This window comes from Arthrobacter zhaoxinii (assembly GCF_025244925.1).
Lineage (GTDB): Bacteria > Actinomycetota > Actinomycetes > Actinomycetales > Micrococcaceae > Arthrobacter_B > Arthrobacter_B zhaoxinii.
Genome location: NZ_CP104275.1, coordinates 40,290 through 60,524, shown reverse-complemented (window position 1 = coordinate 60,524; position 20,235 = coordinate 40,290). Strand labels below are relative to the sequence as shown.

19 protein-coding genes are annotated in these 20,235 nt (G+C 67.0%); 7 read left to right on the top strand and 12 right to left on the bottom strand.

From position 1 onward, the window contains the following. The 3 genes from N2K95_RS00300 to N2K95_RS00290 form a co-directional block, all read right to left on the bottom strand. Nucleotides 1–537, bottom strand: coding sequence for a YbhB/YbcL family Raf kinase inhibitor-like protein (locus N2K95_RS00300; RefSeq protein WP_260652430.1), 537 nt, complete (start codon nt 535–537; stop codon nt 1–3). 69 nt (nt 538–606) lie between these two features. Further along, nucleotides 607–1,515, bottom strand: coding sequence for a carbohydrate kinase family protein (locus N2K95_RS00295; protein ID WP_260652429.1), 909 nt, complete (start codon nt 1,513–1,515; stop codon nt 607–609). Nucleotides 1,516–1,549: 34 nt separating this feature from the next. After that, a complete protein-coding gene (locus N2K95_RS00290) occupies nt 1,550–2,302 on the bottom strand; it encodes an alpha/beta hydrolase family protein (RefSeq protein WP_407080102.1) in 753 nt (250 codons plus the stop codon). 104 nt (nt 2,303–2,406) lie between these two features. On the opposite strand from N2K95_RS00290, the gene N2K95_RS00285 reads away from it, so the two are divergent. Both N2K95_RS00285 and N2K95_RS00280 read left to right on the top strand, forming a co-directional pair. Next, the gene (locus N2K95_RS00285; RefSeq protein ID WP_255791362.1) at nt 2,407–3,516 is read left to right on the top strand and encodes a GTP pyrophosphokinase; all 1,110 of its coding nucleotides are present in this window, start codon (nt 2,407–2,409) and stop codon (nt 3,514–3,516) included. Nucleotides 3,517–3,626: 110 nt separating this feature from the next. Then, entirely contained in the window at nt 3,627–4,652 is a 1,026-nt protein-coding gene (locus N2K95_RS00280) for a winged helix DNA-binding domain-containing protein (RefSeq protein WP_260652427.1), read from the top strand. Nucleotides 4,653–4,686: 34 nt separating this feature from the next. Here N2K95_RS00280 and N2K95_RS00275 read toward each other — a convergent pair whose 3' ends face one another. Next, nucleotides 4,687–5,676 carry a LacI family DNA-binding transcriptional regulator gene (locus N2K95_RS00275; RefSeq protein WP_260652426.1) on the bottom strand — a complete coding sequence of 330 codons (990 nt, stop codon included), beginning with the start codon at nt 5,674–5,676 and terminating at the stop codon, nt 4,687–4,689. A 187-nt stretch (nt 5,677–5,863) separates the two neighbouring features. On the opposite strand from N2K95_RS00275, the gene N2K95_RS00270 reads away from it, so the two are divergent. Beyond that, entirely contained in the window at nt 5,864–6,862 is a 999-nt protein-coding gene (locus tag N2K95_RS00270; RefSeq protein ID WP_229951333.1) for an SDR family NAD(P)-dependent oxidoreductase, read from the top strand. 83 nt (nt 6,863–6,945) lie between these two features. On the opposite strand, the gene N2K95_RS00265 is transcribed toward N2K95_RS00270, so the two are convergent. The 4 genes from N2K95_RS00265 to N2K95_RS00250 form a co-directional block, all read right to left on the bottom strand. Continuing rightward, nucleotides 6,946–7,398 (bottom strand): GNAT family N-acetyltransferase, encoded by a 453-nt coding sequence (locus N2K95_RS00265; RefSeq protein WP_260652425.1) that lies wholly within the window; start codon nt 7,396–7,398, stop codon nt 6,946–6,948. Between the two features lie 107 nt (nt 7,399–7,505). Further along, complete coding sequence (locus N2K95_RS00260; RefSeq protein ID WP_255765553.1) at nt 7,506–7,973, bottom strand: SRPBCC family protein; 468 nt, start codon at nt 7,971–7,973, stop codon at nt 7,506–7,508. A 97-nt stretch (nt 7,974–8,070) separates the two neighbouring features. After that, nucleotides 8,071–10,551, bottom strand: a complete 2,481-nt coding sequence (locus N2K95_RS00255; RefSeq protein ID WP_260652424.1) for a phosphoketolase family protein — start codon at nt 10,549–10,551, stop codon at nt 8,071–8,073. Nucleotides 10,552–10,588: 37 nt separating this feature from the next. Further along, nucleotides 10,589–13,240: an ATP-dependent DNA ligase gene (locus tag N2K95_RS00250; protein WP_260652423.1), complete on the bottom strand. Its 2,652-nt coding sequence runs from the start codon at nt 13,238–13,240 to the stop codon at nt 10,589–10,591. Between the two features lie 167 nt (nt 13,241–13,407). Between N2K95_RS00250 and N2K95_RS00245 the strand changes: the two genes are divergently transcribed. Then, entirely contained in the window at nt 13,408–14,907 is a 1,500-nt protein-coding gene (locus N2K95_RS00245) for an SDR family oxidoreductase (RefSeq protein WP_260652422.1), read from the top strand. 147 nt (nt 14,908–15,054) lie between these two features. After that, complete coding sequence (locus N2K95_RS00240; protein WP_260652421.1) at nt 15,055–16,284, top strand: L,D-transpeptidase; 1,230 nt, start codon at nt 15,055–15,057, stop codon at nt 16,282–16,284. On the opposite strand, the gene N2K95_RS00235 is transcribed toward N2K95_RS00240, so the two are convergent. From N2K95_RS00235 to soxR, 4 genes are all read right to left on the bottom strand, one after another. Beyond that, nucleotides 16,281–16,946, bottom strand: a complete 666-nt coding sequence (locus N2K95_RS00235) for a pentapeptide repeat-containing protein (RefSeq protein WP_260652420.1) — start codon at nt 16,944–16,946, stop codon at nt 16,281–16,283. The genes N2K95_RS00240 and N2K95_RS00235 overlap by 4 nt on opposite strands. A 2-nt stretch (nt 16,947–16,948) precedes the next feature. Then, nucleotides 16,949–17,167 (bottom strand): PLDc N-terminal domain-containing protein, encoded by a 219-nt coding sequence (locus N2K95_RS00230; protein ID WP_255791351.1) that lies wholly within the window; start codon nt 17,165–17,167, stop codon nt 16,949–16,951. A 65-nt stretch (nt 17,168–17,232) separates the two neighbouring features. After that, nucleotides 17,233–17,784, bottom strand: coding sequence for a flavin reductase family protein (locus tag N2K95_RS00225; protein ID WP_260652419.1), 552 nt, complete (start codon nt 17,782–17,784; stop codon nt 17,233–17,235). A gap of 79 nt (nt 17,785–17,863) precedes the next feature. Further along, entirely contained in the window at nt 17,864–18,322 is a 459-nt protein-coding gene (soxR, locus tag N2K95_RS00220) for a redox-sensitive transcriptional activator SoxR (protein WP_255791349.1), read from the bottom strand. A gap of 162 nt (nt 18,323–18,484) precedes the next feature. Between soxR and N2K95_RS00215 the strand changes: the two genes are divergently transcribed. After that, a complete protein-coding gene (locus N2K95_RS00215) occupies nt 18,485–19,135 on the top strand; it encodes a TIGR00266 family protein (RefSeq protein WP_260652418.1) in 651 nt (216 codons plus the stop codon). A gap of 161 nt (nt 19,136–19,296) precedes the next feature. After that, on the top strand, nt 19,297–20,232 hold the full coding sequence (locus tag N2K95_RS00210; protein WP_260652417.1) for an alpha/beta hydrolase family protein: 936 nt from the start codon (nt 19,297–19,299) through the stop codon (nt 20,230–20,232). Nucleotides 20,233–20,235: the final 3 nt, after the last annotated feature.

Genomic DNA, 20,235 nt, shown 5'->3' with positions numbered 1-20,235 from the left:
CTAGTCCCCGGGGATTTCCGCGGTGCCGATCATCGTGGCCCGCGCCAGGGTGTGGGTGAAGAGGGCGAAGCCCAGGGCAGCCGGGGTGGCGTCCGGCGGGACGTCCAGATTCTCCGTATCCACGGCGTGGACCACCACGAAGTAGCGGTGCCGTCCGTGTCCGGCGGGCGGGGCCGCGCCCACAAAGCCGGCAAATCCGGCGTCGTTGGCCAGCTGCACGCTGCCGGCGGGCATCTGTCCCGTGTTGGCTGCATCCGCGGCGAGTCCGGTGACCGACGCCGGAATATTAAAGGCGGCCCAGTGCCAGTAGCCGCTGGCGGTGGGGGCGTCCGGATCGTACATGGTGACGGCGAAGCTGCGGGTCTGCTCCGGGAACCCGGCCCAGGAAAGCTGCGGCGAGGCATCGCTGCCGTCGGCTACCCCCATCTTGGCGCTGTACTGGGCCGGTGCGAACGTGGCTCCGTTCGCGAATTCCTCACTCTCGACGGTGAACTCGGGCACCTGCGGGAGGGCCTCGTACGGGTCTCGGCTTTCCACTGTTTTTCCTCTCAGATCATGGGTATTACGGCACTGCGGGCATACGCAGCTAGGGTTGCGGCGCCGGAGTCAGAGGACTTCGCGGCGGTACGGCGGGTTGGCCCCGGCACGGGACACGGTGACGGCGGCAGCGCGGGCGGCGAAGGAGATCAGCTCCCGGAGTTCCTCCACGCTGACCCGGGCAAGGTCGCTGCGGCGGGCACCGCCGTCGAGCTCCCGGTCCATCAGCCCCACCAGCAGGGCGGACATAAAGGAATCCCCCGCACCCACGGTGTCCACGACGGTGACGGCCGGTGCGGCCACTTCGCATTCACCGGCCGCGGCCACGGCCCACGGCCCCTTCGAGCCCCGCGTGACCACGACTATGGAGGGGCCGGCCGCGAGCCAGCGCCGCGCGGATTCCTCCACCGGTTCGTCGGGGTAAAGCCATCGCAGGTCCTCGTCGGAGGCCTTGACGACGTCGGCCAGTGCCACGAATTTTTCGGCCTGTTCCCGGGCATAGGAGACGTCGGTGATGATTGTCGGGCGGCAGTTCGGGTCATAGGTGATGGTGCATCCGGGCCGTGCCCGTTCCACGGCGTGCAGCACGTGTCCGGCACCCGGCGAGAGCATGGATGCGATGGAGCCGGTATGCAGCATGGTGGTGCCGTCCAGCAGTGCCGGAAGGTCCAGGCCGGGCAGCGTCCATTCCAGGTCGAAGGTGTAGCGGGCGCCGCCGGCCGGATCCAGCACGGCCGTGGCCACACTGGTAGGCAGCTCATCGGCTTCGAAGGCGGTCAGCACCGAATTGCTGCGGAGGTGCTCGGCGATCATCGCGCCGTAGGTGTCCGAGCCGAAGCGGCCCACAAACTGCACCGGCCGGCCCATCCGTGCCACGCCCACCGCCACATTCAGCGGACTGCCGCCGGGGTGCGACCGCCGCGGCGCCGTGTCGCTGACTACTTCATCCACAAGGGCTTCGCCAATAACTGTAAGCACACCGCCAACCTAACAGAGCACTCTTTTTGTTTCCTTAAACGGCAGGGATTCCGGCGGCCTCGCAGACCACGTCGACGACGGCGTCCCATGCCTTGGTGCCGGGGGTAATCATTGCGAAATGGTCCCCCGGGATCATGCGCAGCTGTGCCCGGGTTCCGCTGGCCCGGGCGGCATCCACCCAGCTGCTGGAGGAGCTCAGCGGCACAGTGCTGTCTTCCTCGCCGTGCAGCGCCCAGACCGGAACCTGCAGCGGCAGGGCATGCATGGGGTCGGCATCCCGGTAACGCCGGGGATCCTCTTCCGGTGTGCAGCCGAGGAAGTTCCGCACCGCCCCGTCGCTCAGGCCCAGCTCATGGGCCTCGGCCAGGTTAAGGACACCGGAGGAGCTGACGACGCCGGCCGGTAGGACGTGCGGGTCGGTGCGGGCGGCAGCGAGCACGGCCAGGTGGCCCCCGGCGGAGTGGCCCAGGAGGACCACCCGGGAGAGATCGACGTCGTACTCCCGGGCAGCCGGCGCCAGTGCGTCGATCCCTGCGCAGACATCCTCGAACGTTTCCGGCCAGCCCCCGCCTTTGCCGGCCCGCCGGTACTCAAGGTTCCAGGCCGCAAACCCGCGCGCGGCCAGGTCTGCCGCCAGCGGCCGGCCCAGCTCGGCGTCGTAGGCCGCACGCCAGTAGCCGCCGTGGATGATGACCACCACGGCGCGTGCCGCGGAGCCGGGGAGCGTGAGCTCGGCGTACTGGTCCGGGTCCGGACCGTAGGAAACATGCAAGGCTGTCACCGGCATGAGGATCCTTCCTGCTCGCGGGCTTAATCTGATAGGGAGCCTATCGCCGTGTAGAAAAAACACTGTGCCGTAGGGGGCGACAGGCAGGGGAAAGGAATACAGCTTTGAGCGCGTGGGACACACTGGATGAGCGGCTGCGGCCCACAGTCCAGGCCAGCACCGATGAATATGCCCGGGTCCGGCCGGGACTGGAAGCGGTCACCGCAGAAATGGAAGCGAACCTGCGCGCCGTTTTTGCCGACAGCCCGGTGAAGCCGCTGTTTGTTGCCTCGCGCACCAAGACGGTGGAATCCTTCCGGGACAAGGCCTCCCGGATGCTGCCGCCGGAACACCCCGGGGAACTTCCCACCCTGCTGTTCCCGGATCCGCTGCGGAACCTGATTGATCTGGTGGGCCTGCGGATCATCATGACGCTGCCGCACGAGGTGGATCAAGCGGCCAACCTGATCAAGCGCCAGCGGGCGGAGTTCGACTGCCGCGGCGACCGTGAGAAGGATATCGGCTCCATCGAATCCGGTACCTACGGCTACTCCAGCCGGCACCTGATCCTGCGGACCATCCAGAATGAGACCGTGCGGCAGTTCCATAAGCTGCTGGAACCGGATCAGCGTCCCAACGGCAGTTACCTGTTCGAGGTGCAGATCCGCACCGTGCTGGCCCACGCCTGGTCTGAAATCGAGCACGACATCCGCTTCAAGGCCGGTGATCCGCGGGCCTGGAACCCCTATTTCGACCGCCAGTTCACGGCCACGGCCGCCATGCTGGAGACGGTGGAGACCGCCTTCGCCGAGCTGCACGAACGCTATGAAACCGTCACCGGGTACTGGGACGAGGAGGGCCAGGGCAGCGCACCGCTGACCCCGAACCGGATCCGGGATGTGTGGATGACCCTGTTGCCGCACGTTAACCGGAAGTCCGGAGATGATTGGGGCTGGGCCGCGGAAATGCTGGCTGCGCACGGGATGAAGACCACCATGGACCTGGCCGATCTGCTGCAGGCGGACGCCATCACCAAGGTCCGGGCCGCCCTGGACCACCGGTACTCCCCCGGCCCGGACCGGCTGCTGGATGACCTGCTGCTCTGGCGCTTTGGCAGGAAGCACATTGACCTCACGGCGGAGCCGGAGGACGCCCCGGCCAAACCCCGCCGGGAATCCCTGGGCCGCCGCTACCGGCAGATGCAGCTTTACCGGGCAAGGGAATCCGAGCAGTAAGACCAGGCGCCGGCCGCTCCGGCGTTAATTCCCGGAACCTTGCCCGGCACTGCCGGGGCGCATAGCTTTGCCTCGTGGCCAGGAAACTTTCAGGACAGGATGCGCGGCGGATGCGGCGGCAATCGCAACTGCTGGACGGTTCGGACCTTTCCCCGGCCGACGTCGTGCGCCGCGCGGTGGCGCTGCAGGGGCAGGACCTGCCGGCCGTTCTGCGTGCCATTGCCGTCCGCTCCCGCCCGGGAACCACCGTCCAGGATGTCCGGGACGCCTTTGACCGGGGCGAACTGGTGCGCGGCTGGCCCATGCGCGGCACCCTGTTCGCCACCACCCCGGAACATCTGGCGACACTGTTGTCTTTTACGGCGGAGCGGATCCGCAACATGGCGGCGCGGCGGCGGTCCGAGCTGGGCCTCGATGAATCGGTTCTGGCGCGGGGCCGGGACATCCTGCAGGAGGCTCTGGGCGGGCGTCCCCTGCGGCGCTCGGAAGTTTTGGAGCTCTGGGAAGCGGCGGGAATCCCCACCTCCGAGGGCCGGGGCTATCACCTGCTTATGCACCTTTCCGTGGAGGGGTTGGCGCACTGGGGACGGTTTTCTCCGGGCAGTTCGGAGCAGCTCCTCACCCTTACGGCACCGGCCGCTGCCGACCCGGATTCTGCCAACGATGCCGACTTGTCCGCGGTGATCCGCGGCTTCGTGCTCGCCCGGGGCCCGGTCACGGAGAACGATCCGGCGTGGTGGACCAAGCTGCCCAAAACCATGGTGCGGAAGGCGGCAGCCGGCATTGAGGACCTGGTCCAGGTGGAAGTGGACGGTCGGCCGGCGTGGATCATCGGTGAGCCGGAGATTCCGGAGCCTTCCGGAGTGTCACTGGTGCCGGCGTTTGATGAGTGGATCCTCGGGTACGCGGACCGCTCCCTGGTTGCCGGCCCGGCGATGCTGGCCGCTATTGTCCCGGGCGGCAACGGCGTCTTCCGTCCCGCTGTCCTCGACGACGGCGTGGTGGTGGGCACCTGGCGGCTGCCCCGCACCTCCTCCCGGGCCACCCCGGAACCGGTCATCGACCTGGTGGAACGGGTCTCGGCAGCCAAGCGGCGGGCCATTGCGCAGGCGGTGGCGGACTGGCCGCACGGCTGAGCGGTTCCGTGCGGGGGTTTCTGCGACAGCCTTGTCAGGCCGAAGCACGCCGCACCAGGCGAACCGGCGGCAGGCCCGCCGGCTGCGCATCTCCTGCGCCGTTTTCCGGCAGGTCCAGGGAGGCCACGGCCATCCGCGCGAACCGCTTCCCCAGCGACTGGGCATCTACCGACACGCTCGTCAGCGGAGGCACTGCCAGCGAGGCCAGCGGGATGTCTTCGGCGCCGATGACGGCCAGGTCCTCCGGGGCGGTCCGGCCGTGTGCCGCCAGCCCGGCCAGCAACGCGAAGGCATGCTCGTCGTCGAAGGCGCAGGCTGCGGTCACCGGCTGCGGGCCCTCCAGCCAGCGGCCGACGACGGCGGCTGCCTCCCCGGCGTCCAGGCCCAGCCGCGCCACCACCGGGGGCGGCAGATGCAGCCGGGCGCAGGCGTCCTCGATGGCGGCCAGCCGGACGTCCACCCGCCAGGCGTAACCGGACTCCGGCGGCACCGCCACGCCGATCCGCTGATGTCCGGCCTCGGCCAGGTGCTGCACCTGCCGCGCTCCGATGCCGAGGTCCGGTGCCAGGGGGTTCTCCTGCGCCTGGTGCAGGGACGCCACCCGGAGACCAGTTGCCGCCAGGGCTGCCAGTTCCTGCTCCGGGAGCGGAGTGATGAGGATCAGCGCTGCCGGCGCCAGCGACTGCACCAGGGACGGCGCTCCCCCCTGTGCCGGCAGCCGGTGCGCCACCAGCCGCAGTCCCTGCCGTTCCACCTCTTCGGAGGCGGCGTCGATGATGATCGCCAGGGCGCGGCCCAGGGGTTCAGGCGGCAGCAGCATCAGCACCAGGTCGCTGCGGCCGCGGCGCAGGGTGCGGGCGGCGGTCGACGGCGCATAGCCGAGGTCCCGGGCCGCGTCGAGCACCCGGTCCCGGGTTACCGCCGAGATGCTCTGCCCGGTGCGTCCGTTCAGTACGTAGCTGACGGTGGCGCGGGAGACGCCCGCCGCCTGCGCGACGTCGTTGGACGTAACCCTGCGGTTCATTGAAGTCCCTCTGTCGCTTCGGCCTCCGGCGACCCGCCCGAAACACGGTGACGCAAGGCCCCTTATCCTCCGGAGGTTTCTCCGGTAGTCTGACGATACAGGCAACTTACACGTGTAACCATCGTGGCGAGCTGCCGATACCTGCGGCCGCAGATTACGGCCGCTTCCCGATCGAAAGGACCGGTTCGTGGCCAATTCGCCCATCACCGCCCAGAACACCGTCCAGCAGTGGCTCGACCACCCCGCCGGCGGACCCGCCATCCGCGGTTTCCTCGCGCAGGCCGGTAGCGACGAGAACACGCTCGGCCCCGCCCTGACCATGAAGCTGCAGCAGCTGGTTGACCTCAGCCAGGGCAAGTTCCCGCAGGCTGCCGTGGATGAACTCGTGAAGCAGGCCAACGGCGGCGTGATGCCCGAGATCGCCGAAACCGTCCTGCCGACCGTTGAAGGCCGCTTCGAAGGCCGCACCGTGATTGTCACCGGCGCCGGTTCCGGCATCGGCCGTGCCACCGCCAGCCGCATCGCCCGTGAAGGCGGCCGCGTGATTGCCGTCGACATCGCCGAGGTGAAGATCAAGGAACTCGCTGAAGAGCTGGGCGAGGCCATTGTTCCGGTTGCAGGCGACCTGACTGACGCCGCCGCCATCGACAGCATCATGGCCGCTGCCGGCACCAAGATTGACGGCCTGGCCAACGTGGCCGGCATCAATGACGACTTCTCCCCGCTGCACGAGGTCTCCGATGCCATGTGGCAGAAGATCTTCGCCGTCAACGTGGAAGGCTTGATGCGCCTGACCCGCGCCGTGCTGCCGACCATGCTCGAAGCCCGCAAGGGCTCGATTGTGAACATCACCTCCGAGGCCGGCCTGCGCGGCTCCGCTTCCGGCGTGGCCTACACGGCGTCCAAGCACGCCGTGGTGGGCATTACCCGCAGCACTGCGTTTATGTATGCCCGTGAAGGCATACGCGTAAACGCCGTGGCTCCGGGCGGCGTAGCCACCGGCATTCCGATGGGCGGCAAGACCAGCGAGTACGGCGAGGCACGCCTGTCCCCGGCACGCGTCAACATTCCGGGCCTGGCCTCGGCGGAGGACCTCGCGGCCTCCATCACGTTCCTGCTCAGTGATGACGGCGTGAACATCAACGGCGCCATCCTGCCCTCCGACGGCGGCTGGTCCGCGGTCTAATCACTCACCGCAGATAAGCACGACGGCGGCCGGTGCCTTCCCCATGGAAGGTGCCGGCCGCCGTCGTCGTTTCGCGCCCGGGGTCAGAACCGGTAGACGGCCAGCTCCTCCGCCGGTTCAAAGCCGTGCCGGGCGTAGAAGTCCTTCGACGCCGGCGAGGGCGAGGTGACAATCCGCGCCGCCCCGAGACTCCGTGAATACCCGACGGCCGCAGCAAGCAGACCGCTGCCCACGCCGGCGTTCCGGTGTGCCTGCAGCACGTAGGCATTGGCCAGATAGACCCAGACGGACGCCGGTCTGCCGGGCTTCGGCATCCGCTCGAAGATCGACAGGTTCAGCATGCCGATCAGGGCGTCACCGGCGTCCGCTTCGGCCACGAAGAACGTGCGCGGGTTGGCTGCGAGCCAGGTGCGGAAGGCCTCGATGAACTCCTCAGCAGGTTCCGCACACCCCGGCTCGATCGAGGCTTCTGCCGTCCACGCTGCCCGCAGACGTGCCAGGGCGGGGACATCCTGCGGCGTTCCTTCCCGGATCATGCGGCACACCTTAGCCGGAGGGCACGGCGGCAGAACAGCGGCACCACACAACGACGGCGGCCGGCACCCTCCCGAAGGAAGGCACCGGCCGCCGTCGTAGAAAGCCCTTACGCGCCGGAAACCGCTGCGGCGAGCTTGTTCAGGGATTCCTCGAGGTCATCCTTGGACACCATCGGGAAGGAGACCTTCTTGAGGGTTTCCTTGTCCGTGACGTGGGACCAGTCGTAGGTCAGCGTGACTTCGGTGGAGTCGGCGCCGTCGGCCTGCAGTTCCCAGACCCACTGCCAACCCTTGGGTTCGGTGCCGGCCGGAGCGGTCTGCCAGGCCAGCAGCTTGTTATGGTCGTACCCGGTGACGTGGTTTTCCGTCTGGTAGTCGCCCATTTTTTCGTTGTGCATGTTCATGGTGAAGACCTGGCCGGAAGCCGTGATGCGGTCGGTCTTCTCGTCCGAAACCACCATGCCGGAGCCGTCCAGCTCGTGGTGGCGCTCGGGGTTGGACAACAGGTTGAAAATGTCTGCTGCCGAGGCATCGATGACCCGGGAAACTACAACGCTCGTCTGATCAGTGGTCAATGAACTCTCCTTCGATGGATGGATCGTACTTTTCCACGGCGGGCTGCCCTTGACGGGCTCCGCCGAAGCTTCTGCGTACCGCGTCCGGCCGGGAAAATCAGCCGGCCGTGTCCTGCTCTGCTTCCTGCAGGTTCCAGCCGGTGATGTACGGCGGATCCTGCCCTTCGTCGCGGGTGTACTGCCGGGCACGTGCCCGTTCGTCCTGCAAATGCTGCCGGAAGGACGCCTGCGTCGATCTCAGCGACGCTACCCGGTCCAGCACGTCGATGGCCAATTGGAACCGGTCAATCTGGTTCAGCATGGCCATGTCGAACGGCGTGGTGGTGGTGCCTTCCTCCTTGTAGCCGCGCACGTGCAGGTTGTCGTGGTTGGTGCGCCGGTAGGTCAGGCGGTGAATGAGCCAGGGATAGCCGTGATAGGCGAAAATCACCGGCCGATCCTGGGTGAACAGGGTGTCGAAATCCCGGTCCGGCAGCCCGTTCGGATGCTCGCGCGGGTCCTGCAGCACCATCAAATCCACCACGTTGACCACCCGGATTTTCAGCTCCGGCAGCTGTTCCTTCAACAGCGCCGCGGCTGCCACGGTCTCCAGGGTGGGCACGTCGCCGGCACAGGCCATGACAACGTCGGGGTCGGTCCGGACGCCGGGACCGGAACCTTCGCTGCCGGCAAAGTCCCAGATCCCGACGCCGCGCTCCACGTGCAGCAGCGCCTGCTCCGGATCCAGCCAGACCGGGGCCGGCTGCTTGCCTGACACCACCACGTTGACCCGGTCCCGGCTGTCCAGGATGTTCCCGGCCACGGCCAGCAGGGTGTTGGCGTCCGGCGGCAGGTAGACCCGGATGACGTCTGCCTTCTTGTTCACCACATGGTCGATAAAACCCGGATCCTGGTGCGAGAACCCGTTGTGGTCCTGCTGCCAGACGTGGCTGGAGAGCAGGTAGTTCAGCGAGGCGACCGGCTGGCGCCAGCTCAGCCCGCGGCTGACCTTCAGCCACTTGGCATGCTGGTTGAACATGGAATCCACAATGTGCACAAATGCTTCGTAGCAGTTGAACACGCCGTGCCGGCCGGTCAGCAGGTAGCCTTCCAGCCAGCCCTCGCACAGGTGCTCGCTGAGCACCTCGGCCACGCGTCCGCTGCGGGCCAGATGCTCGTCGAGTTCGTCGATCCGCTGCTGCCAGGCCTTGTCCGTGACGTCATAGACGGCCTGCAGCCGGTTGGACGCGGTTTCGTCCGGGCCGAAGATCCGGAAGTTGGACGGGTTCTTCCGGATCACTTCGCGCAGGTAGCCGCCCAGGTTATACATCGGGCTGACCTGCTCGGAGCCCGGATGGTCGATCTTCACCGCATGGTCGGCGTAGTCCGGCAGGTGCAGGTCCTGGAGCAGGCGCCCGCCGTTGGCGTACGGCGTCGCGCTCATCCGCAGGTCCCCTTCCGGGGCCAGGGCGGCAAGCTCTGCGGCAAGCCGGCCCTCGGCGTCAAACAGTTCCCCGGGACGGTAGGACTGCAGCCATTCCTGCAGCTGGGCCAGATGCTCCGGGTTGTCATGGATCTCGGACAGCGGGACCTGGTGGGCCCGCCAGGTGCCTTCGACCTGCAGCCCGTCGACGACGGCGGGACCGGTCCAGCCCTTGGGTGAACGGAACACGATCATCGGCCAGCGGGGAGCGTGCTGCTCCACCGCGTCGGCGCCGGGGACGTCCGGGGTCACTGCCGTCTTTTCGCCGGTGCGGTACGGCTCCTGAATGGCGGTGATTTCCGCCAGGCAGGTCTCCAGCACGGCGGCGAAGTCCTCGTGCGCCTGCCGGACGGCGGCCGGGTCCTCCACTGTCACCACGTAGGGGCGGTAGCCGTAGCCTTCGAGCAGTTTCAGCAGCTGTTCCTCGGGCATCCGGGACAGGATGGTGGGGTTGGCGATCTTGTAGCCGTTCAGGTGCAGGATGGGCAGCACCGCTCCGTCCACCGCCGGGTCAAGGAAGCTGTTGGAATGCCAGCTGGCGGCCAGCGGACCGGTTTCGGCCTCGCCGTCGCCGATCACCGTCGCAGCCACCAGGTCCGGGTTGTCGAAGACCGCCCCGTAGGCGTGGGCCAGGGAATAGCCCAGTTCGCCGCCCTCGTGGATGGAGCCGGGGGTTTCCGGCGCAGCGTGGCTGGGGATTCCGCCGGGGTAGGAGAACTGCCGGAACAGGGTGCGCAGGCCCTCTTCGTCACGGCCCACATGGCTGTAAATCTCGGAGTAGGTGCCCTCCAGCCAAGCATTCGCGACATTGGCAGGGCCGCCGTGCCCGGGTCCGGTAATGAACAGGACGCTGCGTTTCTGCTCGCGGATCAGCCGGTTCAGGTGGGCGTAGATAAAGTTCAGCCCGGGAGTGGTCCCCCAGTGCCCCAGCAGCCGCGCCTTGACGTCGGATTTTTCCAGTGGCCGGCGCAGCAGCGGGTTATCCCGCAGGTAAATCTGCCCGGCCGAGAGGTAGTTCGCGGCCCGCCACCAGGCGTCCACGCCGTCCAGGGCGCTGTCTGGATGCGGTTCGGTGCCGGGAATGCGGTCCGGCGGGGCGGCACTGGTCTCAGTCATCGAAGGGTCCTTTCCGGTCGGGGTCAGCGTGGTGCGCCTAGGCGGTCTCCACCACGACGTCGGACGGTTTTTTATCCGGGCGCAGGCCGCGCCAGACGGGATGGCGGAGTTTTCCGGTGCCGGTGCGCTCGGAGAAGGTCACTTCACCCACCAGCGCGGGCCGTACCCACTGGGCATCGGAGGCATCAGCCGAGGGCACGTCATCCAGCGGCGCCGTCTTGCGGGACATCTTCTTCAAGCGCGGACCGATGGTTGCGAGGTCCTTCTCGCTCAGGCCGGACCCCACCCGTCCGATATATCTCAGGTCCACCCCGTCCGGAACGGCAACCAGGAGGGAACCGACCTTGTTCTGCCGGTTGCCCTGCCCCGGCCGCCAGCCCACCACCACTACCTCCTGCGTGAGCTGGTTCTTCAGCTTCACCCAGTTCTTGGAACGCCGGCCGGGGGCATAGGTGCTGCTGCGGCGCTTGGCCATCACCCCTTCCAGACCGAGTTCCTTGCTGGCTGCCACCGCTTCATCCATGGACATGTCCAGTGCCGGCGGCACCTGGAGATGCCCGTCGGGAACGGGTTCGACGGCCTGCTCGAGGATTTCCCGGCGCTGTTCATAGGTGAGGTCCGCCAGCGAATTTCCGTCCAGCCAGAGCAGGTCAAAGACCATCAGGTGCACCGGTGTCCGCCCGGCGGCGGCGGCGATTTCCCGCGGCTTGGTCAGGTGCATGCGGGGCTGCAGCAGGCCGAAGTCCGGCCGGCCGGCCTTGTTCAGCGCAACAATTTCGGCGTCCAGTACGGCCCGCTCTCCGTTGAGGTGCGCGCTGAGGTCCTGCAGTTCCGGATAGGCGGCGGTCATGTCGTTCCCGTTGCGGGAGAGAAGCCGGGTACCTTCCGGCGTCACCGTGACGACGGCGCGTACACCGTCCCATTTCATTTCGAAGGCCCACTCGTCGTCGTCGTTGATTTCCGCCCGGCTGCCGAGCGTTGCCAGCATCGGGTCGACGGCGGGCACCGACGCGTCGTCCGCGTCGCGGGCTACCTTCCCGACGTCGACGGAGGCGGTTTTTGCCGGGGCGGCGGCGGTGGCCGGCCGGGTCCGGGCGGCAGCGGCCACGGACTCCGTGGGCGATTCCGGTGTTTCCTCGGGAGTGTCAGCAGTAGCAGCGGCCGAGGGGCTGGCCGGAGCTTCGGGGGTCCCCTTTTCGCCGGGCTTCGGCTGGTTCTTCATGAGGTGGATCAGCCAGTTGTTGTTCGCCTTGTCGCCGCCCGAGCCGGTGTGGATCAACGCGTAGCGCCGGTCGGCTGCCCCTTCGCGGGCGAGGCCGCCGTCGGGCTGGCCGTGCAGCACGGCGATGACTTCCTTGCCGTCCCGCCACTTTTCCCGCTCATAGGTGCCGTGATCCCAGATGGTGACATCCCCGCCGCCATATTCCCCTTTGGGAATATGTCCCTCAAACTTCCCGTAATCCAGCGGGTGATCCTCGGTCTGCACGGCCAGATTGTTTTTTCCGGAGGTCGACGGCGGCCCCTTGGGCAGCGCCCATGACACCAGCACGCCGTCGTGCTCCAGACGGAAATCCCAGTGCAGCCGGCGGGCATGGTGTTCCTGGATGACGAAGCTGTTGCCCTCCGAAGGAGTGGACGCCTCCTCCGGGACCGGCTCCGGCGTCTTCGCAGCGTCGCGCATGCTCCGGTACTTGATCAGCCGGTCCGTGCCGCCGCCCGCGGACCGGACCGCCCCGGACGCCTCCCCGGAGTCCGCCGTGGCCTCCTCCAGCGACTCTTCCGCGAAGGCGCCGCTCTCCATTCCGGCGAGCGGATCGGAGCCGCTGCCGACGCGGTCCAGGACCTGCAGATAATCCAGCTGCGCCAGATGCGGGTCCTCAAGTTCCTCCCAGGTCCGCGGGGCGGCCACCGTGGGAGTGAACCGGCCACGCAGCGAGTACGGGCAGATGGTGGTTTTATTGCCGTTGTTCTGGCTCCAGTCCACCAGCACCTTGCCCAGGCGCCGCGCCTTCTTCATGTCACTGACCACCAGGTCCGGATGGTCGGCCTCCAGGGCGCGGGCCAGTTCGTGGGCGACGGCATTGATGTCGTCGGAACTCTGGCTGCCGTCCAGTGCGGCGTAAAGGTGGATGCCCTTGGAGCCGCTGGTCACGGGCCGGGCATCCAGGCCCATGTCGGCGAGGATGACCCGGGCCAGGCGGGCCACTTCAGCGCATTCAGCCAGGCCCGCGCCTTCACCGGGGTCCAGGTCCAGCACCATCCGGTCCGCATTGCCGATCCTGCCGCGCGGCCCGAACTGCCACTGCGGCACATGGATTTCCAGGGCGGCGGACTGGGCCAGCCAGGTCAGCGTGGCCAGGTCATTCACCAGTGGGTAGGTATTGGTGGAGGTTTTGTGCTCAATGGAGAACCGCTTTACCCAGGACGGAGCGGAGTCTTCAATATTCTTCTGGAAGAACACCTGGCCGGGGTGCTCGGGCGTCCCCACGCCGTGCACCCACCGTTTGCGCGTGGCGGCGCGGTTGCGCGAGTGCGGCAGCATGAACTCGGCCACGGCGGCGTAATAGGAAATCACATCCGCCTTGGTGGTCCCCGTTTCCGGATAAAGCACCTTGTCCAGATTGGTCAAACGGAGCCGGTGCCCCTCCACGCTGACGGTTTCCTGCTGCTTACCTCCGCCTGTCGCCATGCCCCCTAGTCTTACCGGGATACCGGACAAATACCAGCATTTCATCAGGGGGCTTATCAATCGTTCCGGAATGACGCTGCCGGAAACGGCACGGAGGTTCGCGGCGTTTCGCGCACAGCGTCCCGCGGCCCTGACCACCGGGGGCAGCGCGTGTGTATGTTGGGGAAATGACAGAACGCCAGCAGGTCCTGGTCACCGGTGCCACCGGATACATCGGCGGGCGGCTGGTTCCGCTGCTCCTCGAGGACGGCCACCAGGTCCGGGTCCTGGCCCGGTCCCCCGAAAAACTTTCCGATGTGCCGTGGGCGTCCGACGTCGAGATTGTCCAGGGCGACCTCTCGGACCGGGAATCCGCCGCGGCGGCGTTCACCGGCATCGACACCCTGTATTTCCTGGTGCACTCCATGGCCTCCGGCAAAGGGTTCAGCAGCCAGGAGTCCGCCATCGCCCATCTGGTGGCCGACGCCGCCGCGGAAGCGGGCGTGAAACGGATCGTGTATCTCGGCGGCCTGCATCCCGAAGGCGAACTGTCACCGCACATGAAATCCCGGACCGAGGTGGGACGCATCCTCCTCGAAGGCGAGGTGCCGGCGGTGGTGTTCCAGGCCGGCGTCGTCATCGGGTCCGGGTCTGCGTCCTTCGAAATGATCCGGCACCTCACCGAAACACTGCCCGTCATGCCGGCACCCAGCTGGGTGCGGCGCCGGATCGAACCGATTGCCGTCCGCGACGTGCTGCATTACCTCGTGCGCGCCGTGGACATTCCCGCCGAGGTGAACCGGACCTTCGACATCGGCTCACGGGAAGTCCTCACCTACGCAGAGATCATGAACGGGTACGCAGAGGAAGCCGGGCTGCCCCGCAGGCGCATTTATGCGCTGCCGCTGCCCGCCCCGCGGCTGGCCGGACACTGGGTGGCCCTGGTGACGCCGATTCCGCGTGCCATGGCGCTGCCGCTCGTAGAGTCCCTGCAGCACGACGCCGTCGCCAAGGAACACGACATTGACCGGTACCTGCCGCTGCCCGACGGCGGGCTGACCGACTACCACGACGCCGTGAAGCGGGCGCTGGGCAAGGAAAAGCGCGGCGAGGTGGAAACCACGTGGGCCAATGCCTCCGCGTCTGCCGACCTGGCATCCGATCCGCTGCCCAGCGACCCGGACTGGGCCGGCCAGACGGTCTATGTGGATTCCCGGCAGCGCCGTGCGGCCGTCGATCCGGCGGCGGTCTGGCAGGTCATCGAGGGGGTGGGCGGCCGCAACGGCTGGTATTCGCTGCCCATGGCGTGGGCCATCCGCGGTGTCCTGGATAAGACCGTGGGCGGAGCCGGCCTGACCCGCGGCCGGCGCAACCCCACCACCCTGTTCACCGGAGACGTGGTGGACTGGTGGCGGGTGGAACTGCTGGAGCGCGGCACCCTGCTCCGGCTGCGCGCGGAGATGCGGGTCCCGGGCAAGGCCTGGCTGGAGATGCGCGTGGACCCGGACGGGGACGGCGGCAGCCTGTACCGGCAGCGGGCCGTTTACTTCCCGAAGGGGCTGGCCGGGAAGCTGTACTGGTGGCTCATTGCCCCCTTCCACGGCCTGATCTTTCCCTCCATGGCGAAAAACATCATCCGGCAGGCGGCGCGGCTGACCCCGCCGGCAAGTGAGCCAACGGCCGGTTAGGCGACAATTCCATAACGGTGTCCTGGATATCCCGGGAAGCTAATATCATCGGTAGGATAATAGGCGCCGGACCAGCCGGCTCAGCTGTAATAGTGCCGGTCTCCGTCTGCTTGACGGTCCCGGCGGATACTTTGAGGGGACCTGGCTGTGCAGGACAGAAAAAGCCGCAAGTGGCCAATAGCCGCAGCAGTAGCCACCGTGCTGGTTCTGGGCGGCGGAACCGCCTGCTCCCCGGACAACTCCGGGGGGTCATCCCCCGGCGCCGGTCCCTCCTCCAACGCCGGTTCATCGTCGTCGGCTGCGCCGTCCAAGCAGGCCGCCCCGGTGTCCATCACCACCACGCCCGCTGACGGCGCCGTGGGCGTCAACCCGGCCGAGACGCCCTCCGTCACCGCCACCAATGCGGAAATCAAGAAGGTGACCCTGAAGCCGGAAGCCGGCGGCGAGCCTGTTCCCGGCGTGATGTCCGCCGACGGCGCCGTGTGGACCGCCGAGGCTCCGCTGGCGTTCAACACCAAGTACGGCTTCGAAGTGGTCCTTACGGATTCCGCCGGCAAGGAGACCACCCGCAGGCAGGGCTTCGAAACAGTGCTTCCCGCAAATGAAGCCAATGCCTTTATGTACCCGCAGAACGCCGCCAGTGTGGGCGTCGGCCAGCCCATCGACATCACCTTCAGTGAACCCGTGCTTAATAAGGACGCGGTGGAGCAGGCCATCAAGATCACCAGCACTTCGGGCCAGACCGGTGCGTTCTACTGGATCACGGACAACAAAGTCCGCTACCGGCCGGAGGCCTTCTGGGCACCCAACAGCGCCGTCACCGTGGACATGCAGCTGTTCGGTGTGGACTTCGGCAACGGCATGATCGGCAACTTCAACGAAACCCGCACCTTCAACACGCACAACACCCGCCTGGCCGTGGTGGATAACAACACCAAGACCATGCAGGTGTTCCTCGACGGGCAGCTGGTCCGCACCTTCCCGGTCACCCTCGGCGAACCCGCCTGGCCCTCGCCGTCCGGCTACCAGGTGGTCGTGAGCCAGCATGAGAAGCTGCCCTTCCGTGCGGAAAGCATCGGCCTGTCACCCGGAGACCCCGACTACTACGAGCCGTTCGACGCGTCCTGGGCCAGCCGCCTGACCAACAGCGGTGTCTTTGTCCACCAGGCCCTCGACGGCGCCGTGGGAGCCCTGGGCCGGATCAATGTTTCGCACGGCTGCGTGGGGATGTCGGCCGAGGGCGCCAAGTACTTCTACGACAACTTCGACGCCGGCGACGTGGTGCAGGTGCTGAACACCGAAGCCGGTCCGGTGCCCATCGGTGACGGCTACGGCGACTGGAACATCCCCTGGGACCAGTACGCGGGACAGCCCTAGGCTTCCACCCGCAGGCCCAGCTGGTCCGCGAGCAGCGGAGCCAGCAGCATAAGCTGCTCTTCATCCACGGTGAACCCCTTGAGGCCGGCAAGTCCGGTGATGCTGCGGAACGCGGACCCGCGCAGGTCCGCATCCACCGCCGTGCCGCCGCTTCCCAGCAGCAGCGAGTCAATGCGGCAACCGCGGAATGCCACCCGGTTCAGCCGCGCACCGTCCAGGTCCAGCTCCCCGATGATGCAGTCGGAGAACAGCACGTTGGTCAGCGTGCAGCCGCGCAGGTTGAGGAAATCGATCTTTCCGCCGTCAACCCGGACAGAGTTCCAGCTGCCGCCGTAAAGCTCAGCGGACCCCAGGCGCGGATTGGAAATCTCCACGTCCCGGAAGGTGGTTCGTGCCGCCCGGAACACCGGGGCATACAGGTTTTCCAGAGTTGATTCCAGAAACCGGGCGGCGGTGAGGTCGGCGTTGTCCAGGGACACTCCGGTGAGGCTGCATTCGGAGAACACTGCCCCGCGCAGCTCGAAACCGGCGAAGGATTCTCCGTTATAGGCCACCGCTTCCTGGTGGCTGCCCACCGGAACGCCGGCACCGTCGGTCAGGTCCTGCGGGCGGACCGGCTCAAGGACCGGCGGTTTGGTTCCGGTGCTGCGCGAACGCACCATGGTTAGGCGGACCGGCGCCCGAAGAGGAAGTAGGCGATGGGACCGGCGAAGTTGATGCCGCACGCCGCCATCCACCAACCACGGCTGCCGCGGATCTGGTCCTTCGGCCGCTTCTTCAAATCCCGCAGCGCGGCGCCGGCGAGCAGGAACTGGACTCCGGCCAGGGCTCCGAAGCCCTTTTTCTGTCCGCTGCTCAGGTCCTTGAATTTTTTCTTTGCCATCGCCCTGCCTTCCGGTGGGTTGTTCCCGCCGACGGTCGTCGGACGGGCCTGAACCCGATTATCCGCTATCGGCCGCTTCCGGAAGCAATCTGCCCGGCCTGGCCCAGCACCGAGTGCCCGCCCAGGCGGTGATAGGTCCGGTTGTGATAGACCAGCGGTTCCTGGTCCGTGCCGCCGGGCAGGATCTCCAGCACGGTGGCAGCAATCAGGATGGAGCTGCCCACGGGGATCCTGCCGTCGATCCGGCAGCGCAGCGCCACCGGAGCTTCCTCCAGGAGGGGTTCGCCTCCGGGCAGCGTACGGGTTGGCGTGGAGCCGAAGCGGTCCGCGCCCTGCCGGGCGAAAAGTGCTGCCAGCGCTGCATTGTCAGCACCCAGCAGATGGACGACGACGGTCTCGGCGCCGGCAATCACCCCGGCCGTCCCATGGGTCGAGGCCAGGGAAAAGGACAGGATCGGCGGTTCCGCTGATACTGAAGACACCGAGGAGGCGGTCAGCCCCACCGGGCCGCTGCCGCCGTCGGCCGTAATGATGGCCACGCCCGCCGGATGTGCCCGAAAGGCGTCCTTGAATGCATCCGTTACATTCCGCTCGCACAGAGCCGTATCCCGCGTCATCAGAGTCCTTCCGCAGACCAGCCCGTGGTGGGCATTCCTCAACGCTAGAACCTCAACCATAGTTGAGGTCAAATCGCCTTCAGAGGTCAAACGCCCGGGCACCGGTACCTGTGCCCGAATCGTCTGGATTCACAAAACGGCACTGGGCCAGCGAGAGGCAGCCGCAGCCGATGCACCCGCCCAGCCGGTCACGCAATGCCTGCAGGTGCCGGATGCGGGTATTGAGCTCCTGCTGCCAGGCTGCCGAAAGGCGCTGCCAGTCAGCCTGGTCCGGCACTCCGTCCGGTGGAAGCTCTGCAAAGGCCCGGTTGATCACGGCCAGCGGGATGCCCGCCTGCTGCGCAGCGCGGATCACCGCCACCCGGCGAAGCACCGAACGGTCATAGCGCCGCTGGTTTCCCTGGGTCCGGCGGCTGGAGAGCAGTCCCTGCCGCTCGTAGAAGTGCAGGGCGGAGACACTGACCCCGCTGCGCTCGGCCACCTGTCCCACGGACAGTTCAGCGCGTGCCGGTCCGGCTCCGGGTGTATTCGTTTCCACGGCAGCGCCTTTCCTTGACTGCACCCCATTATCCGCCCGCTGCACCGGCTGACTTGCCGGAGGCAATTGTGCGGGCGCGCCGGTCCGCGGAACCCGACACTTGGGGTTCGGGCAGTTATATTCGCAGCTCAGACCAGTAAATCCCCTATCTAAGAGGTAATCGTGAAAGTAGACATCCGTCACAGCCCGGCCTACGCCGTAGCCCGTTGCTTTCTTGCACCGCACGAGGCAATAAAAGTGCAGCCGGGAGCAATGATGGCTCATTCCTTCGGAGTGACGCTTACTGCAAAGGCTGACGGCGGCTTTATGAAGGGCCTGGGAAAAATGATGGGTGGGGAGAGCTTCCACACCACCGTGTTCACCGCCCCCGCCCATGGCGGGTGGGTCGATGTGATTTCCAACAGCGTCGGAGACGTGGTTTCCGTCGGTGTGGACAACGCCACGGGGTTCCGCTTGACGAAGGGAGCCTGGCTGGCGAATGACGGAAACCTTGATGTGGGCCCGGATGCCTCACTGAACGGCATGTTCTCGGGGTCGGGATTGATTGTCCTGAGGGTCAACGGCCAGGGGAACCTACTGGTTTCCTCGTATGGTGCCTTGGATGTTATCTCCCTGAAAGCAGGTGAGGGGTTCACCCTGGACACCGGCCACCTTGTCGGCTGGGAGTCGAGCGTCCAGATGAGGACCCGCAAGTCGGCAGGCATCCTTAACTCGATCAAGAGCGGGGAAGGCCTGGTGGTTGATCTGCAGGGGCCGGGTGACGTGATTATGCAGACCCGCGTCTTTAGCCCCGTCGCTGCCGTTCCCCGCTGATACCCGCGCCGGCGTCCCGGGCCGGATTCCATGCCGGCGGGGCTCTGTCCGTCCCTCCCCTCGCTGGCGGCCGGAACGGCGGCATGTGAAAGTGTCCCTATTGCGCCTAAACCACTGCATCAACGGTCGGTGAAGGTGCCGCCGCAATGAAGGAGGCAGCCGTGGAGCCCGTCCCCCTCGGACCGCCCGAAAAGCCCGGAACCCTGGTTTTCCTGCCTGGAACCGGCCGGCCCAACCCCGGGCTCGCGGACAAGATCCGGGAGCAGGTTGCCGGGGTGCCGGGGCTGTCCGATTACCGGGTGCTGGCCGTTGACTGGGCAGCAGCCGCGCCCGATGACGTCAGTTTTGTCCCGGCTCTGCCCCCGCGGTATGTCGCCGACGATCCGCCGGGGGTATCCGATGCTTCCCTGGCGCTGGCGCTCTTCGGCATGGATCTGGGTGCGGCGGATCCGCTGAAGCGGGCAGCCTCCGCCGGTGCTCCGCCTGCCAGGCCGGACGCCGCGTTCCTGGGGGAAACGCTGCAGGACCTGGTTCTGGGGGTGCTCACGGATACGGGAATCCGGCACCGGATCCGCCTGACCGACGCGGCCGGAGGTTTTTTCGGCAAGATCGCCTTCTATCTGCGCCACGGTCCTGCAGCCCGTGCCCGCATTGCCGACACCCTTCACGGCACGGACCAGGACGCTCCGGTGGTGCTGTTTGGCCACAGCCTCGGCTCGGTGGCAGCCGTTGACCTGCTCAGTTCCCCCGATGCAGCTGGTTCCAGGGTGGATCTGCTGGTGACCGTGGGCTCCCCCGCCCCGTGGTTTTACCTCCTCGACGCCCTTGCCTATCTGGGACCGGTCCGCGCCGGCACGGGTCCGGCCGTCCCCTGGCTGAACTTCTGGGACGAGCGTGACCTGCTTTCCTTCTGCGCGGAACGTGTTTTCGCGGGCCGGGAGGTGAACGTGACCGACAGCGAGGTGGACTCCGGCGAACCTTTTCCGGAATCCCACACCGCCTATTTTGACGATCCAAGGGTGTACCGGCTGCTGTGGGACCATCTGCGGGAGGCACGCGCAGGGAAACCCGGCTCTGGCAACGGAACCGGAAGTTAGTGT

Excerpts from the sequence above, each read along its gene's own strand:
- N2K95_RS00290 (WP_407080102.1), bottom strand. The coding sequence starts at position 2,302 with ATGCCGGTGACAGCCTTGCATGTTTCCTACGGTCCGGACCCGGACCAG.
- N2K95_RS00280 (WP_260652427.1), top strand. The coding sequence starts at position 3,627 with ATGCGGCGGCAATCGCAACTGCTGGACGGTTCGGACCTTTCCCCGGCC.
- N2K95_RS00275 (WP_260652426.1), bottom strand. The coding sequence starts at position 5,676 with ATGAACCGCAGGGTTACGTCCAACGACGTCGCGCAGGCGGCGGGCGTC.
- N2K95_RS00265 (WP_260652425.1), bottom strand. The coding sequence starts at position 7,398 with ATGATCCGGGAAGGAACGCCGCAGGATGTCCCCGCCCTGGCACGTCTG.
- N2K95_RS00255 (WP_260652424.1), bottom strand. The coding sequence starts at position 10,551 with ATGACTGAGACCAGTGCCGCCCCGCCGGACCGCATTCCCGGCACCGAA.
- N2K95_RS00250 (WP_260652423.1), bottom strand. The coding sequence starts at position 13,240 with ATGGCGACAGGCGGAGGTAAGCAGCAGGAAACCGTCAGCGTGGAGGGG.
- N2K95_RS00245 (WP_260652422.1), top strand. The coding sequence starts at position 13,408 with ATGACAGAACGCCAGCAGGTCCTGGTCACCGGTGCCACCGGATACATC.
- N2K95_RS00235 (WP_260652420.1), bottom strand. The coding sequence starts at position 16,946 with ATGGTGCGTTCGCGCAGCACCGGAACCAAACCGCCGGTCCTTGAGCCG.
- N2K95_RS00230 (WP_255791351.1), bottom strand. The coding sequence starts at position 17,167 with ATGGCAAAGAAAAAATTCAAGGACCTGAGCAGCGGACAGAAAAAGGGC.
- N2K95_RS00225 (WP_260652419.1), bottom strand. The coding sequence starts at position 17,784 with ATGACGCGGGATACGGCTCTGTGCGAGCGGAATGTAACGGATGCATTC.